The organism is Vreelandella rituensis, assembly GCF_003336665.1.
GTDB classification, from domain to species: domain Bacteria; phylum Pseudomonadota; class Gammaproteobacteria; order Pseudomonadales; family Halomonadaceae; genus Vreelandella; species Vreelandella rituensis.
In genome coordinates this window covers 55,936-69,958 of sequence record NZ_QPIJ01000007.1, presented here as the reverse complement: position 1 = coordinate 69,958, position 14,023 = coordinate 55,936, and the positions used below count along the sequence as shown (strand labels likewise).

General features: G+C 58.5%; 12 protein-coding genes. 7 read left to right on the top strand and 5 right to left on the bottom strand.

Annotated features, from left to right (window positions below):
- Nucleotides 1-26: 26 nt before the first annotated feature.
- The 3 genes from DU506_RS05245 to DU506_RS05235 all read right to left on the bottom strand — a co-directional run bounded on the left by DU506_RS05245 (nucleotide 27) and on the right by DU506_RS05235 (nucleotide 4,222).
- The gene (locus DU506_RS05245; protein WP_114485883.1) at nucleotides 27-1,829 is read right to left on the bottom strand and encodes an acyl-CoA dehydrogenase; all 1,803 of its coding nucleotides are present in this window, start codon (nucleotides 1,827-1,829) and stop codon (nucleotides 27-29) included.
- Between the two features lie 77 nt (nucleotides 1,830-1,906).
- Nucleotides 1,907-3,427: an MFS transporter gene (locus DU506_RS05240; protein ID WP_114485882.1), complete on the bottom strand. Its 1,521-nt coding sequence runs from the start codon at nucleotides 3,425-3,427 to the stop codon at nucleotides 1,907-1,909.
- A 159-nt stretch (nucleotides 3,428-3,586) separates the two neighbouring features.
- Nucleotides 3,587-4,222, bottom strand: a complete 636-nt coding sequence (locus DU506_RS05235; RefSeq protein WP_114485881.1) for a class I SAM-dependent methyltransferase — start codon at nucleotides 4,220-4,222, stop codon at nucleotides 3,587-3,589.
- A gap of 44 nt (nucleotides 4,223-4,266) precedes the next feature.
- Between DU506_RS05235 and DU506_RS05230 the strand changes: the two genes are divergently transcribed.
- The 4 genes from DU506_RS05230 to DU506_RS05215 all read left to right on the top strand — a co-directional run bounded on the left by DU506_RS05230 (nucleotide 4,267) and on the right by DU506_RS05215 (nucleotide 6,518).
- Nucleotides 4,267-4,647: a VOC family protein gene (locus tag DU506_RS05230; protein WP_114485880.1), complete on the top strand. Its 381-nt coding sequence runs from the start codon at nucleotides 4,267-4,269 to the stop codon at nucleotides 4,645-4,647.
- Nucleotides 4,648-4,788: 141 nt separating this feature from the next.
- The gene (locus DU506_RS05225; RefSeq protein ID WP_114485879.1) at nucleotides 4,789-5,187 is read left to right on the top strand and encodes a DUF4870 family protein; all 399 of its coding nucleotides are present in this window, start codon (nucleotides 4,789-4,791) and stop codon (nucleotides 5,185-5,187) included.
- 5 nt (nucleotides 5,188-5,192) lie between these two features.
- On the top strand, nucleotides 5,193-6,143 hold the full coding sequence (locus DU506_RS05220; RefSeq protein ID WP_114485878.1) for a lysophospholipid acyltransferase family protein: 951 nt from the start codon (nucleotides 5,193-5,195) through the stop codon (nucleotides 6,141-6,143).
- 24 nt (nucleotides 6,144-6,167) lie between these two features.
- On the top strand, nucleotides 6,168-6,518 hold the full coding sequence (locus tag DU506_RS05215; protein WP_114485877.1) for a DUF4870 family protein: 351 nt from the start codon (nucleotides 6,168-6,170) through the stop codon (nucleotides 6,516-6,518).
- 19 nt (nucleotides 6,519-6,537) lie between these two features.
- On the opposite strand, the gene DU506_RS05210 is transcribed toward DU506_RS05215, so the two are convergent.
- Together DU506_RS05210 and DU506_RS05205 are read right to left on the bottom strand one after the other, a co-directional pair.
- The gene (locus tag DU506_RS05210; RefSeq protein ID WP_114485876.1) at nucleotides 6,538-7,974 is read right to left on the bottom strand and encodes a mannose-1-phosphate guanylyltransferase/mannose-6-phosphate isomerase; all 1,437 of its coding nucleotides are present in this window, start codon (nucleotides 7,972-7,974) and stop codon (nucleotides 6,538-6,540) included.
- The gene (locus DU506_RS05205; protein WP_114485875.1) at nucleotides 7,971-9,572 is read right to left on the bottom strand and encodes an LTA synthase family protein; all 1,602 of its coding nucleotides are present in this window, start codon (nucleotides 9,570-9,572) and stop codon (nucleotides 7,971-7,973) included. The genes DU506_RS05210 and DU506_RS05205 overlap by 4 nt, the downstream gene beginning before the upstream one ends.
- Before the next feature lie 217 nt (nucleotides 9,573-9,789).
- Between DU506_RS05205 and DU506_RS05200 the strand changes: the two genes are divergently transcribed.
- Genes DU506_RS05200 through DU506_RS05190 form a run of 3 tightly spaced genes read left to right on the top strand, consistent with a single transcriptional unit; the run spans nucleotide 9,790 to nucleotide 13,997 of the window.
- On the top strand, nucleotides 9,790-11,349 hold the full coding sequence (locus tag DU506_RS05200; RefSeq protein ID WP_114485914.1) for an OpgD/OpgG family glucan biosynthesis protein: 1,560 nt from the start codon (nucleotides 9,790-9,792) through the stop codon (nucleotides 11,347-11,349).
- Nucleotides 11,336-13,219, top strand: a complete 1,884-nt coding sequence (gene mdoH, locus DU506_RS05195) for a glucans biosynthesis glucosyltransferase MdoH (protein ID WP_114485874.1) — start codon at nucleotides 11,336-11,338, stop codon at nucleotides 13,217-13,219. Before DU506_RS05200 ends, mdoH begins: the two co-directional genes overlap by 14 nt.
- Nucleotides 13,212-13,997, top strand: a complete 786-nt coding sequence (locus tag DU506_RS05190; RefSeq protein WP_114485873.1) for an FkbM family methyltransferase — start codon at nucleotides 13,212-13,214, stop codon at nucleotides 13,995-13,997. The genes mdoH and DU506_RS05190 overlap by 8 nt, the downstream gene beginning before the upstream one ends.
- Nucleotides 13,998-14,023: the final 26 nt, after the last annotated feature.

Sequence of the window (14,023 nt, the reverse complement as noted above, 5' to 3'; positions counted from 1 at the left end):
AACAGCCACCGGCGACATGGAATCCGTCAGACACTTACATCGAAGGCGCTCAGGCTCTGCATGCCCGCCTCGATCACCGCCCGCTGAGCACGGCCCACCGGCAACCACTGTTTGATAGCGTAGTCTGCGCTGAGCGTCTTGCTGCGATAGAAAGGATCATTGCTGCCGTTGTCCAGCGCGGCCTGGGCCTTGAGTGCGGACTGACCCATCTGCCAGGCACACAGCACATGGCCTGCCAGATTGAGAAACGGCGTCGCATACGCCTGGACGGCATCGGGGCCGTTATCCGGGTCTTTGCCTTGGTCCAGCACGACGGTCATGGCGGCGCGCAGGTCATCGGCTCCTGCCGCCAAGCTCTGGCCCAGGCCGGGAAGTGCTGCATTTTCCTCCAGTTCCCGGGCAGTGGTTTCCACATCATCCAGCAGTGCCGAAAGCGCTGCGCCATCGTCACGCTGCAACTTACGCCCGGCCAGATCGAGTGCCTGAATACCGTTGGTGCCTTCGTAAATGGGGGCGATACGCGCGTCGCGCAACAGTTGAGCGGCACCGGTTTCTTCCACGTAACCCATACCGCCATGCACCTGAATGCCCAGAGAGGCGATTTCCACGGCTTGATCGGTGGAGAAGCTCTTGATCACCGGGATCAGTACATCGGCTCGCGCCTGAGCGGTCTGGCGCTCGTCTTCATCGGCGCTGCGACGCGCGGTATCCAGTTCGGCGGCGCAGTACAGTGCCAGGGCACGCAGGGCATCGGTGCGCGAGCGCATGGAAAGCAACATGCGGCGTACATCCAAATGATCGCTGATGGTGCAATCCTTGCCACCCCGGGATTTAGGCGTCTTGCCTTGCACGCGATCCTGGGCGTAGGCGAAGGCATGCTGGCAGGCGCGTTCGGCCACACCGATACCTTGAATGCCTACCTTATGACGCGCTTCGTTCATCATGGTGAACATATGATTGAGCCCACGACCTTCCTGCCCTACCAGGTAGCCAATCGCGCCATCTTTCTCGCCGAAACTCAGCGTGCAGGTGGGCGAGCCATGAATGCCCAATTTATGCTCGATGGAGGCGCACACCACGTCATTGCGCTCGCCCAGCGAACCATCCGCATTGACCAGAAATTTGGGGACCAGAAACAGCGAAATGCCCTTGTTGCCCTGCGGCGCATCGGGCTTGCGGGCCAGCACCAGATGGATGATGTTTTCGGCGCAGTCGTGATCACCCCAGGTAATATAGATTTTCTGGCCAGAAATGCGATAGTGATTGCCTTCGTCCTCTGCACAAGGGATGGCGCGGGTACGTACCTGGGAAAGATCCGACCCCGCCTGGGATTCGGTGAGGTTCATGGTGCCGGTCCAGGCACCTTCCACCAACTTGGGTAGGTAAACGGACTTGAGTTCGTCGCTACCGTGATGGGAAAGCGCCTCGATGGCGCCCGCGGTGAGCATGGGGCACAGGCCGAGGGCCATGTTGGCCCCGTGAAGCATTTCTTGAACCGAGCTTGCCACGACTTCGGGCAGGCCCTGCCCACCCAGTTCTTCAGAGACCCCGATACCGTTCCAGCCGCCTTCCGCATAGGCTTGATAAGCGTCTTTGAAGCCCTTCGGCGTCATGACATCGCCGTTTTCTTCACGCCGACAGCCTTGGTGGTCGCCGCTGGCATTGAGCGGGCCCCAGACATCCCCGGCAAGCTTGGCGGCTTCTTCGAGTACCGCCTCGACCAAATCCGGGCTGGCTTCTTCGAAGCCCGGCAACGCCAGTGAGCGATGCTCGAGAAGTTCTTCGAGTACAAAGCGTAGGTCACGCACTGGCGCGGCATAATAATTCATTAAAAGACCTCGGATCGTGAAATTAGTGATTCTTCTACCCCAGATAGTAGATTCACTACTTTTCACAAACCATTAGCCTAACGTCTTGGTTGCATCTCGGAAGCTCTTTCAGAAGCACTATCAGAATCTTTCTCGGGAGCTGGTTCTGAGTTTTTCTCAAGGTCTTGCTCAAGAGCTTGCGCAGTGTCTGGCTTGGTGCTTGCCTCAGTATCCGTTTCAGAATCCGTGTTCGTGCTGGCGTCAGTCTCGTTCTCGTCAAAGTACTGAACGTATTCCTCATCGCGTGTCGGGGGGCCGGCCAAGGGCTCGGCTACTTCCACGTCCGCCACCGCATTGGAAAGATCTTCCATATGCTCGTGGTCCATGGCCCCCTTGATCAGCTCCTCGGTCACCACCAGTTCCGCCCCGGCGGCGGACATCGGTGTCGTCGCGGTGAAGGGCGCCACGGGTATCGGGGCCGGACGTACACTGCGCCGCCAAACGAAGAAGGCGAGGAAGATGGCACTCAAGCCCCCTAACGCCCAGAACAAGCCGGCATCACCCAAGGCAGTCATCAAGGGGGAAATCATCAAGGGGCTTATCGTGGAACCCAGGGAGTTGATCAACAGCAAGCCTTGGCTCATGCGCACCAGCGCCCCGGCCGGAGCCCGGTCGGCGGCGTGGCTGACCGCCACCGGATAAAGCGCAAATACCCCGCCGCCTAGCAAGAACAGCAAGCCAATCAACAAGGGCGTATTCATTGGCAGAACCAGCATGGCGACGGAAATCAGCACGCAAAAGACACTGATACCGATCAGCACCATCTGGCGATCATGACGATCCGACCAACGCCCGATGGGATATTGCAACAGCATGGCGCCGAGAATCACCACCGCCATCATTTGCCCGACCTGGCTCACCCCCAGGCCGATACGCTGCAAGTAAAGCGGCAACAGCGAATAGGCCGCCGCCACCAGCATGCCCGAGCCGAAACTGCCCATCACCCCGGTGGGGGTGAGCATAATCAGGCGGTGCGGAGGCAGCGGCTCGGCATGTTCGATCAATGGCGAGACACGTGGAATCATCGCCATCGGCAGTACCGAAAGCGATGCCAGCAGGCCGATCACCATGAACGGTGCTGTGACACCCATGGCGTCTGTCACGCCCAGCAACAGCTGACCGAGCACCCCGGCGGCGTAAAGCGAGATCATGTACAGCGCCAGCAGGCGACCGCGAACCTTTTGCTCGCCGGAGGTCAGCAGCCAACTCTCGATGACCAGATAGACGCCCACCGTGGCCCAGCCGCCTATCAGGCGCAGCGCGAACCAGGCCCAAGGCTCGAAGAAGAGCCCCTGGAGCAGCACCGTCACTGCCACCAGCGAGGCGAAGCTGCCGTAGGCGCGAATGTGACCGATGCGCAGCAGCAGGCGGTCGTTGACCATGGCCCCCAGCGCCAGACCGATGAAATAGGCCGAGGAGACCACACCGATCATCGTCGCTGACTCTCCCGCCGCGTCCATTCGCAACGTGATCAGGGTGGCTAGAAAGCCATTGCCGATACCCAGAATGAACAGCCCCAACAGGGGCGCCAGGGCCATGGCCAGTAGTTGCCGCGACATGAATAACCTCACCATCTTGAAACGGAATGTACCCACTCATCACCGGACATGGGTGTCGCGAGCTGTGTTGCGGCGCGCAATTATTGCTTCAACGCCTATAAAGTCAATGATTTTTCCAGCATCTACCCAGTGTTTGCCTAATCAGCGAGTTTTGCTTAGTTAAGTCTTTTGCATGATCACCACATCCGCATGCGGAAAGACCACTACCAGGGCCTGTTGTTTCGCCCACCAGTGAAAGGTTTCTTCACTGAAAAAACACACATGCGTGGGGTCGAGAATGTAATGCCAACGGGCAAAGGCCTCCGGCCCCTGGACGCGCTTGGTCATTATTGCCAAAAAGCCACCTGGCTTGATCAAGGCTAGCAGCCGTGCAAGCTCGTCGCCCGGAGCGAACAGGTGTTCGACGACTTCGGTGGCGGTGATGAAATCGTAGTCACGCTCGAACACGCTGGTATCTGGCGCGTAGAAGGGGTCATAAAGCGCCATCGGATGACCGACTTCCTCGAACATCACCGAGAGCGTCGGCCCCGGACCTGCGCCAAAATCCAGCCCACAAGCGCCCGGCGCCAGGCGCTTTTGCAATGGCTCGAACAAGCGACCTAGAAAGCGTCGATAGCCCGGATCATCCGGAGAATTTTTGTGCCGATCATAGACAGCTTTTTCCTGAGCGGGGTCAAGGCGCTGGGAAGGGGGAACAAATACCAGCTCACACGTGGCACACTGGTGGTAATCACGGCGTTTATCATGGTGATAAGCCACCGTATTGTCATTGGCACATAGCGGACAGGACAACATCGTCGTATTCTCTTGGCTCACGATTATCTGTTAAGGAAGTAGGAATGCTCTCAGGTCTGGATCATCTTGTCGTTACCGTTACCGACATGGGGCGCGCGGTGGACTTCTATTCCCGCGTATTGGGACTGGAAGTGCGCTATCGCGATACCCAGCGGGTCGACCTCTTGCTCGGCGATACCGCCCTGCGCTTGCACCAGACGGATACCGACATTGCTCCGATATCCGCCACCCCGACCCCCGGCAGTCTTGATCTATGCCTGCGCTGCCAGCTGCCTCTGGAAGAATTTCAGCAGCACCTGGAAGCATTGAATATCGAGATCGAACTCGGCCCGGTAGCCCGCCAAGGCGCGACAGGCCCGATTGAATCGATCTATCTGCGCGACCCGGACGGCAATCTCCTGGAAATCTGCCGCCCTGCACGTTGATGCCAAGCCAGGCCACCCACGTTATCATGGCCGCTCTTTCAATCACTTTTGCAGCCGCGACTCTCAGTCACTCCATCAGCCATTCTTTGAGCCACCGGGCTCGATTGCAGCGGCTCAACTCGTCTGTGACCAGGATTGTGTATGAATGACGATGCAACGCCGGACAACCTCAGCAATACCCATGATCATGCTGTTGCCGAGCAGCGGCGTTCCCCCGACACTACCATTGCGATTGTGGGCTACGCCCTGCAGCTTGCCGGCATTGCCACCGGCGGGCTGACATCGCTTCTCGGTGTGGTGATTGCCTATGTTTACCGTGGCGACGGCCCCAGCTGGCTCGATGACCACTACCGTTACCAGATTCGAACGTTCTGGCTGTCGTTGCTTTACTTTTCGGTTTCCGCCTTATTGACCTTGATACTGGTTGGCTTTCTCACCTGGTTGATTGCCGTGGTATGGCTGGTGATACGTTGCGTCAAGGGAATCAAGGGGCTGCAACGACGGCAAGCACCCGCTAACCTGACCACCTGGTGGCTGTAACGCCTATGGCAGACCACGACCCGACGCCTGAAACAACTGCTGCCGTGCCGCTTTTTACGCGGGCGGGGGGTATTGCCTGGCTATGGCGCCGGTTATCCGGCTGGCCGCTCATGCGCATCTGGCGCCTGGCCAAGATTCTCGGCCCCCTGGCTTATCGTTTCAGCAAACGTGAACGCAATATCACCCAGCGCAACCTGGGGGTGGTCTATCCCCAACTGAATAAAAACGCCTGTCGCCGATTGGCACGCCAAAGCCTGGTACATTCCGCCGCGACCATGCTTGAGCTGGGCCATGCCTGGATGGCCGACCCCGCACGGGTGGAAGCCAGTATTATCGCGGTTCACGGAAGCGACAAGCTCGATCGAGCGCGTGCCGAGGGGCGCGGGGTGATTGTGCTGGCGCCGCATTTCGGCAATTGGGAGGTGCTCAATTTCTGGCTTTCCAGTCACTTCCCGTTTACCGCCATGTACGAACCGCCCAAGATTCATCAGCTCGACCCGGTCATTCGTCATGGCCGGGAGCGCATGGGAGCAAGGTTGGTACCCACCAACCCGCGTGGCGTGGCCGCCTTGCTCAAGGCGCTCAAGCGCTGTGAAGCGATCGGCATTCTACCCGACCAGGAGCCCGACTGGGGCAGTGGCGTGTTCGCTCCCTTTTTCGGTCGCGATGCCTATACCGCCACCCTGCTCCCCAAACTGGTGGCGCGCACCCAGGCGCGTGTCGTCGTGGGGGTGGCCAAGCGTGTGCCGGGTCAAGGCTTCGAGATTCACTTCATCGATGCCGATTCAGGTGTCTACGCCGAAGATGAGCGGGGATCCGCCACCGGCGTCAACGCCAGCGTGGAGGCCGCCATTGCCTTGGATGCCGCTCAGTATCAGTGGGAATACAAACGCTACCGCAAAGTGGCCGAAGAACAGCAAGGCCATCCCGATTACCGTTCTTTCCGGCTTTACTGAGCCGGTATCACCAACGAGAGAACCATGTCTCAAACGTACATTTCCCGCGATGAAACCCGCACACCACAGATTATCTATGGGCTTTACCTGGCCGGCATTTTCACCGCCAACCTCACCCTGTTCATCGGTGTGATCATTGCCTACGTCTATCGCAAGGATGCCGCCCCCTGGTTGCAGACGCACTATCGCTACCAGATCCGCACCTTCTGGATCGGCATGCTGTACTCCAGCATCGTCTTCGTGCTGAGCATCATCTATATAGGCGTACTGCTTTGGCCGTTACTCGCCATCTGGCTAGCGGTACGTTGCATACTCGGCTGGCTGGCCATCCGCAAACAGCAACCCCCCGCCCGCCCGGATAGCTGGCTGTGGTAAGAGGCACCTGACGATTCCTTTATTTATCGTCCAGGCGGGTATAGGCATCATCCAGGCGCTGAATATCGTCTTCTCCCAAGTAGGCGCCTGACTGTACTTCAATCAGCTCCAGCGGAATCTTGCCCGGATTTTCCAGTCGATGCACTTCGCCGATGGGAATATAAGTGGACTGATTTTCGCTGACCAGAAAGGTAGTTTCACCTAATGTGACCTTGGCGGTACCGCTTACCACCACCCAATGCTCGGCACGATGATGATGACGCTGCAACGATAACCGCCCACCGGGTGCCACGCTGATATGCTTGACCTGATAGCGCTGCCCACGGTCCACTGCAGTGAAGCTGCCCCAAGGGCGATGCACCTGTGCCGAACGACTAGCTTCTTCTCGCCCGGCTTGTTCCAGCCCAGTCATTAATGTCTTGATTTGTTGACCTTGATCACGCCTGGCCACCAGAACACAATCCGATGTTTCGATGATAACCAGATCATCCAGCCCCAGTGTGGCCACCAAGCGATGCTCGGCCCGCACCAGAAGATTGCGGCTATCGATCGTCCAGACGTTCCCTTCGGTAGCATTGCCTAGCTCATTCTTGTCACTGACTTCCCACAACGCCGTAAAGCTTCCGATATCGCTCCAACCAGCATCAAGCGGCACCACCGCAGCACCTTTTACGCCTTCTGTACCTTCAATGGAAGCCAGCGGTTCCATGACGGCATAGTCGATGGAATCGGAAGGGTTTTGACAGAACGTCTGGCTATCTAAACGCAAAAAATCCAGGTCTTCCTTGGCTAATGCCACGGCCTGCTCACAGGCCCGATACATGTCCGGTTGAAGACGCTGCAATGCATTTAGGTAGACAGAGGCACGAAACATGAAGATACCGCCATTCCACAAATAGCCCCCTTCTTCCAGATAGGCCTCGGCGCGGCTGAGATCGGGTTTTTCCACAAAACACTCAAGCTCGTACCCCTTCCCCACTACCGCACCACACTTGAGATAGCCGTAGCCGGTTTCGGCTCTCTCAGGTACCACGCCAAACGTCACCAGATAACCAGCTTCGGCCAACGGCTGCGCGGATTTTAGGCTGGCATGAAATGCCGCCGTATCGCGAATCTGATGGTCGGCGGGCAACACCAGCAACAAGGGATCATCACCGCCCTGCAACGCAAACCAAGCGGCACAGCCAATTGCCGGAGCGGTATTGCGCCCTTCCGGTTCAAGCATTATCCGTGCGGCATGCCCGGTTTCGCGTAACTGTTCCGCCAGCAGGAAACGATGCGCCTGATTACCGATGACAATAGCAGGCAGCGTATTCAGGCCACCCAGACGCACCAGGGTCAACTGCAACAAGCTGGACTCACCGGTCAAGCGCAGAAACTGTTTGGGGTAGTCACGGCGTGATAACGGCCATAGCCGCGTGCCACTGCCGCCGCTGAGAATCACGGGTTGAATCATTGGGCTGCTCCTGCGGAGATGGCTGATTGTGTCTGTTCGCCGAACGCTTGCTGTAACCAGTGTCGCAGGCGATGCATGCCGGGAGCATCGTCTGTGGCCTCCGGTACCGAGCCCGGCACGAAGCCATGCGCCAGAAAAGGGGCAAGCAGTGTGGCGTCCCCGCTGATGATATGTACCGGCACACCATTGGTGGAATTTTCGCCGGTTATCAAGGGTGCCGCCTGATGATCGCCGATCAGAATGATCAGGCTGTCCTTGTTCGCTGCGCGTTCGGCCCAGCGTGCCGCCGCCTTGAGCGAGTAATCCACCGACCAGGCGTAATGATCGCGGATACGCTCGATCTCCTGCCACAACACTTCCGGTGGATCGCCGGCATTTTCCCAAGGGGCGAAGACCGCGCCATCACCGATCATTTCCCAGTCGTCCAACACCGGGAGAATCGGTGTCCAAGGCGCATGGCTACTGATCAGGGCAATTTGCGCAAACACCGGCCCAGGCTCACGTAGATGGCGTTGAAAGTAATCCAGGGTGAACTGATCGGGCATGGTGACCCAGTTCAACGGCGGCCCGGCGTAGTCGATGTCGGAGGCGGCATGAATCTCATCGAAACCGTAGGCTTCGCCTTCCGGCCAGGCCATGGTGATGGCCGGCATGACACTGAGGGTACGCTGGCCGGTAGCACGAAAATCGTCCACCAAGGTGCTTTGATCGCTTTCCAGCATCAGCCGATACCAGAGTTGATTGTCGATCCATAGCCCACTGAGCGTAGTGGCGTGAGAGAGCCAGGACTGGCCGCCGCGCACCGGCGCTTCGAGCACGCCAGAGACCAGATGCAGTCCAGCGGCTTCCAGCCGCTCACGCATCTCGTGCAAGGTGGGCAAGACCGCGTCTCGATAGCGCGGGTCCTGTATCGCCGTCACCCCATAGGATTCGATGAACACCAGCAATACATCACGTTGCTCAAGCCCGGGTAAAGGTTGCGCCATGATCGGTGTTTCCGCCAGGCGTTGACGAAACGCCTGGCGAGCATGATGCGTCGTCACCACTTGTTCGATTTGAAAGCCGGTGGTGTCAAGCAAGGGCGTTCGCCCAACGGCAAGCGGTCGCTGTCCCGCCAGTTCCAATACGCTCATCAAACCGCTCAAGGCAACCAATACCAGGGCCAACTGCCCCGACCTGGCACTCAACGAGTAGCGATGAGTGGGAGAGAGCCAGCGCCACATCGCCCAGGCTACGAGGCCAATCAGACCTGCGCCGATGATCAGCAGCAGGGTTGCCGCGAAGCGGCCCAAGTTGCCGTCCAGAAGGTGATATACCGAACGCAACAGCGGAATATCCAGATACAGATTCAACGAGCGACCGAATGCCTGCTGTGTGGCAGCGTCTCCCAACCCAATCAATACCGTCAGCATTACCCAGACAAGCAATGCAATACGTAGCCCAAGGCCGATGCCACGTTGCGGCAGCAGCATGCACAACCCCGCCACACCCAAGGCCTCCCAAGCCAATAGCCGGGGAAACAACTCACCGAAACGCCACCATAACGGCGCCAATAGCATCGCATTGAGCGCCAGCGTAATTATCAGCAATTTTTTCATGGGGTTCGTTGGTTCATGGCTATCCTCTAAGGTAGGCTTTTCTTCTGGCAAGCTAGACAAAAATGAACTTTACTGTTCAAGCGTACAATTATTGTTGTACTTATTCACGCCTTACCGCCGGGTTATTTTTCATTATTTCCAAGGATGCGAGTCCATGCCCTTCTTGCGGCCGCCAAGCCCTTTGCTGACAAGCCCGTTACTGAAAAGTACATCAAGCATGGCCCTGCTATCCCTGCTGCTGTCGGGTGTGGTGAATGCCGATACCAAGGCGTTTTTTCCCCAACTCACCGAACGTGCGCAACGCTTGGCTGAAGCTCCTTATCAGTCCCCACAAGCCAGGCTGCCTGCCGCGCTTCAAACGCTGGACTACGATGGTTATCGCCAGATTCGCTTCGACCCGGCACAGGCAATATGGAAAGATGAGAGTCTGTTTTCGGTACAGCTGTTTCACAGTGGTTTTCTGTTTCAAACGCCGGTGAAGCTGTTTCTCATCGAGGAAGGCGAAGCCACACCGCTTGAGTTCTCCAGCGATTTCTATCGCTACGACGACGGCGCTGCCGAGCTGCTCGAGAAAGACTTGAGCGGTGCCGGCCATGCCGGGTTTCGTCTGCATTTCCCCCTCAATAATGTCGACTACGCCGACGAATTCATGGTGTTTCTGGGCGCCAGTTACTTTCGCCTGGTGGGACGCAACCAAGCCTATGGACTTTCTGGCCGTGGCCTGGCAATCGATACCGCCGCCCCCGGCGGCGAGGAGTTTCCCGAGTTTCGTGAATTCTGGCTGGTCAAACCCCAGGCCGAGGACACCCACATGACGGTATTGGCCCTGCTGGATAGCCCCTCGCTCAGCGGCGCCTATCGTTTCGATATCCAACCCGGCCACCAGAGCCGTGTGGACGTCGAGGCCCACCTGTTCGCTCGCCGGGATATCGACAAGCTGGGTGTCGCTCCGCTTACCAGCATGTTTGCCCATGGTGATACCAGTGTCGCGCCGCCGGATGATTTTCGGCCTCGGGTGCATGATTCCGAGGGGCTTCTGACTCAAACCGGGCACGGCGAATGGATCTGGCATCCCTTGCACAATCCACGCAGGCCACGCATTTCCGCCTTTCAGGATGCCTCTCCCGGGGGCTTTGGGCTGGTGCAGCGCGAGCGGCGTTTCAGTCATTATCTGGATAGAGAGGCGCATTATCATCGTCGCCCCAGCCAGTGGGTCGAGCCATTGGAGGCGTGGGGGGAAGGTCACGTCGAATTGGTCGAACTGCCCTCCCCGGATGAAACCCATGACAATATCGTCGCCTACTGGGTGCCTGCCATTACCATGCAGGCGGGCGATAGCCGCCACTACCGCTATAGGACGCACACCTTCAATGCGGACTTTGCCCAGCCCGACCTTGGCCAAGCCATGCTGGCCAAGGTCGTGCGTACGCGTCAAGGCTCGGCAGGCGTTCCCGGAAGCCAAGAAGCCAACCCCGTTACCCAACGCCGCTTCATCATCGATTTTCAGGGTGGTCAGCTTTCCGGTTTATCGGCCGGGCAACCGGTACAAGCGATGCTGGAGGCCGGGAAAGGCGACCTGTCCGACCTTCAGGTTCACCGCTTGCCCAACGGCGATTGGCGAGCCAGCTTTCGTGTCGACAGTTCTCACGAGCCCGCCGACATACGGCTATGGTTGGCGCTGCACGGGCGCCCACTGAGTGAAACCTGGCACTTTACCTGGTACCCGGAGGAGCTTGACGCACTCGGCATAAAGCGAGGTAGCGATGTCTCCGACTGAGCGCGCAGCTACCGCCATTGCCTGGCAAGGCACACGCCGCCTTGTTTTCGCCATCCTCACATTAGGCAGCAGCACCCTTGGCAGCCTGATGATGTGGCAACTGATTCAACAGGTCGGGCTGACACCCCTGAAAGTAGGCGCCTGGTTGCTGTTCACACTTACCTTCAGCTGGTTGACGGTGGCATTCTGGAGCTCCGTCATCGGATTTGTGCTGATGCTGGCCAGGCGCGACCCGATAACGCTTTTGCCCACATCATGCCGTGGTGAGGCGGATTCCACGCGGTTATCTAGCCGCACCGCCCTGATCATGCCGATTTACAACGAGCCACCGGAACAGACGCTTGCCGGTCTTGAAGCGAGTTGCCTGTCGTTGTTGGAAGAGGCGAACGGGCCGGTCGATGCGCATATCGAGGCGTTTGTGTTGAGCGATACCCAAGATCCGAAAATTGCTGCCCGGGAGCAAGCCCTGGTCGCCGGATTGCAGCAACGCCTGGCCGGAAAGCTTAGGGTGCACTATCGCCGTAGAGATGAAAACAAAGGAAAAAAAGCCGGCAACCTGATGGATTTTTGTGAATGCTGGGGACGCCGTTACAGCTATTTTGTGGTGTTGGATGCCGATAGCCTGATGGGCGGACGCACTCTGTTAGGCATGATTGGCGCAATGCAGCGCCAGCCGGATGTGGGCCTGATTCAAAGCGTACCGATTCCCATCGGCCAGCGCAGTATGTTCGGCCGCATGGTTCAGTTCGCCGCCACCCTTTATAGCCCGATGTTGGCGGTGGGGCAGAGTTTCTGGCAAGGCGATGCCGCCAATTTCTGGGGCCATAACGCCATCATTCGCACCCATGCCTTCATGGCCCACTGCGGCATGCCTACCCTCAGCGGCCCGGCCCCCTGGGGCGGCTATCTGCTCAGCCATGATTTCGTGGAAGCTGCCCTATTGAGGCGCGGCGGCTGGAAGGTGTTGCTCGACACCCACTGGGGCGAAAGTTTCGAAGGACTGCCCGGCAATCTGCTCGACTACGCCAATCGTGACCGGCGTTGGTTACAAGGCAACCTGCAACATTTGCGCCTGCTGGGTGGTTCAGGCCTGCACCCATTGAACCGTCTGCATTTTCTGCTGGGGGCTTTCAGTTATATGGCCTCCCTCCTGTGGCTGCTGATCGTGGCGTTCTATCAAGTGGATATCATCTTTGCCACGCCCGGCTCTGCGACCGTTCGAGATGTTCCGCCTCACGCCTGGACTCTGCTGGGCATCACGCTGAGTTTATTATTGATGCCCAAACTGCTCGGTGTGTCGTTGGCATTGATACAACGTCCGCAGGCCTTTGGCGGCCGTGTGCGCCTGGCAGTGAATGCCCTTCTGGAAAGTGCTTTCGCTGTATTGATCGCTCCGCTCATGATGGTGCTACATAGTTTTTTCCTGCTGGCGATGCTGAGTGGCCGAAGCATCACCTGGCTTCCTCAGCAACGTACCGATCGCACCGTCACTTGGAGAGAAGCTTGGCGCCATACTCGCTGGATCAGCCTGGCAGGTATGCTATGGGCAGTGGCGCTTTATCTGTTGACACTCAATACGGCAGTCTGGCTGCTACCCGTCTGGCTGGGGTTGAGTCTGGCCACGCTGGTCGTGCAACTGTCCAGCCGGTCGCTCTCCTGGCCCTTGCTCGGGGTGCCTGTCGAATACGCCGAAGCCAATGTCCTGGGGCATTTTTCCGCCTGCCTGGATCGCGGCATGCCGGTAGCCGAGCGGCTTCTAGAACCGCCGCCACACCAGGCAAAAGAGATGCCGGTTCAATCGTTTCGCCGCTTTTCGAGCCGGGACAATCTGCCACTCAGGGCCACGCCAAGGAATTCGCTGGATGACTGAAAGGGTCGAGATGTCGCTTACCCAGCGGCTAAAAGGTGCCGTCGGGCTGGGACGGTCATTATTCATCTACTGGCGACCCGGTCGTCAGACAAGCTTGCAGCGGTTGTATCGACCGTTCATTGTACCGGGCGATATCGCCTTCGACGTGGGCGCCCACCTGGGTGATCGCAGCGCCGCTTTTCGCAGCCTGGGCGCCCAAGTGGTCGCCCTGGAACCACAGCCGGAACTGGCTCGCTGGCTTGCCCGCTTGCTGGGAAGCCGGTCGATCACCTTGCTGGAGATGGCGGCCGGTGCTGAGGCAGGTCATGCCGACATTGCCCTCAGTGCCACCCACCCGACTCTGGCGACACTGGCAAGCGAATGGCGTGAGCAGATCGGCCAACGCAACCCCGATTTTCGTCAGGTTCGTTGGGAGCAGCGACTCAGGGTGCCGGTGACCACCCTGGATGCGCTGATTGGTGAGCACGGCCAACCGGCCTTCATCAAGATCGACGTCGAAGGCTTTGAAGCCGAGGTGCTGAAAGGGCTCAGCCATGCCGTACCGGCGCTGTCGTTTGAAGTCGTGGCGGGTGCCCTGAGTGTGGGCAATGCCTGTATTTCGCGCCTGGAGCAGTTGGGCGATTATCGCTATAACGCCGTGAGTGGCGAGCAGCGCCGCTTTCTCTGGCCACACTGGCAACCGGCCCACAGGATGCAGCAATGGCTGGAAAGCGGCGCAGACGCCCTGGCCTCGGGTGATATCTACGCCTGTCGTTCGGATCATTCCTTGTTCAACTAGCCAGACCACAGTGCTCTCATGCTTCT

What these genes read in the sequence shown, in the direction of transcription:
- DU506_RS05210 (WP_114485876.1), bottom strand. Translation starts at nt 7,974, where the DNA reads ATGATTCAACCCGTGATTCTCAGCGGCGGCAGTGGCACGCGGCTATGG.
- mdoH (WP_114485874.1), top strand. Translation starts at nt 11,336, where the DNA reads ATGTCTCCGACTGAGCGCGCAGCTACCGCCATTGCCTGGCAAGGCACA.
- DU506_RS05230 (WP_114485880.1), top strand. Translation starts at nt 4,267, where the DNA reads ATGCTCTCAGGTCTGGATCATCTTGTCGTTACCGTTACCGACATGGGG.
- DU506_RS05240 (WP_114485882.1), bottom strand. Translation starts at nt 3,427, where the DNA reads ATGTCGCGGCAACTACTGGCCATGGCCCTGGCGCCCCTGTTGGGGCTG.
- DU506_RS05245 (WP_114485883.1), bottom strand. Translation starts at nt 1,829, where the DNA reads ATGAATTATTATGCCGCGCCAGTGCGTGACCTACGCTTTGTACTCGAA.
- DU506_RS05225 (WP_114485879.1), top strand. Translation starts at nt 4,789, where the DNA reads ATGAATGACGATGCAACGCCGGACAACCTCAGCAATACCCATGATCAT.
- DU506_RS05200 (WP_114485914.1), top strand. Translation starts at nt 9,790, where the DNA reads ATGGCCCTGCTATCCCTGCTGCTGTCGGGTGTGGTGAATGCCGATACC.
- DU506_RS05215 (WP_114485877.1), top strand. Translation starts at nt 6,168, where the DNA reads ATGTCTCAAACGTACATTTCCCGCGATGAAACCCGCACACCACAGATT.
- DU506_RS05220 (WP_114485878.1), top strand. Translation starts at nt 5,193, where the DNA reads ATGGCAGACCACGACCCGACGCCTGAAACAACTGCTGCCGTGCCGCTT.
- DU506_RS05205 (WP_114485875.1), bottom strand. Translation starts at nt 9,572, where the DNA reads ATGAAAAAATTGCTGATAATTACGCTGGCGCTCAATGCGATGCTATTG.
- DU506_RS05235 (WP_114485881.1), bottom strand. Translation starts at nt 4,222, where the DNA reads ATGTTGTCCTGTCCGCTATGTGCCAATGACAATACGGTGGCTTATCAC.
- DU506_RS05190 (WP_114485873.1), top strand. Translation starts at nt 13,212, where the DNA reads ATGACTGAAAGGGTCGAGATGTCGCTTACCCAGCGGCTAAAAGGTGCC.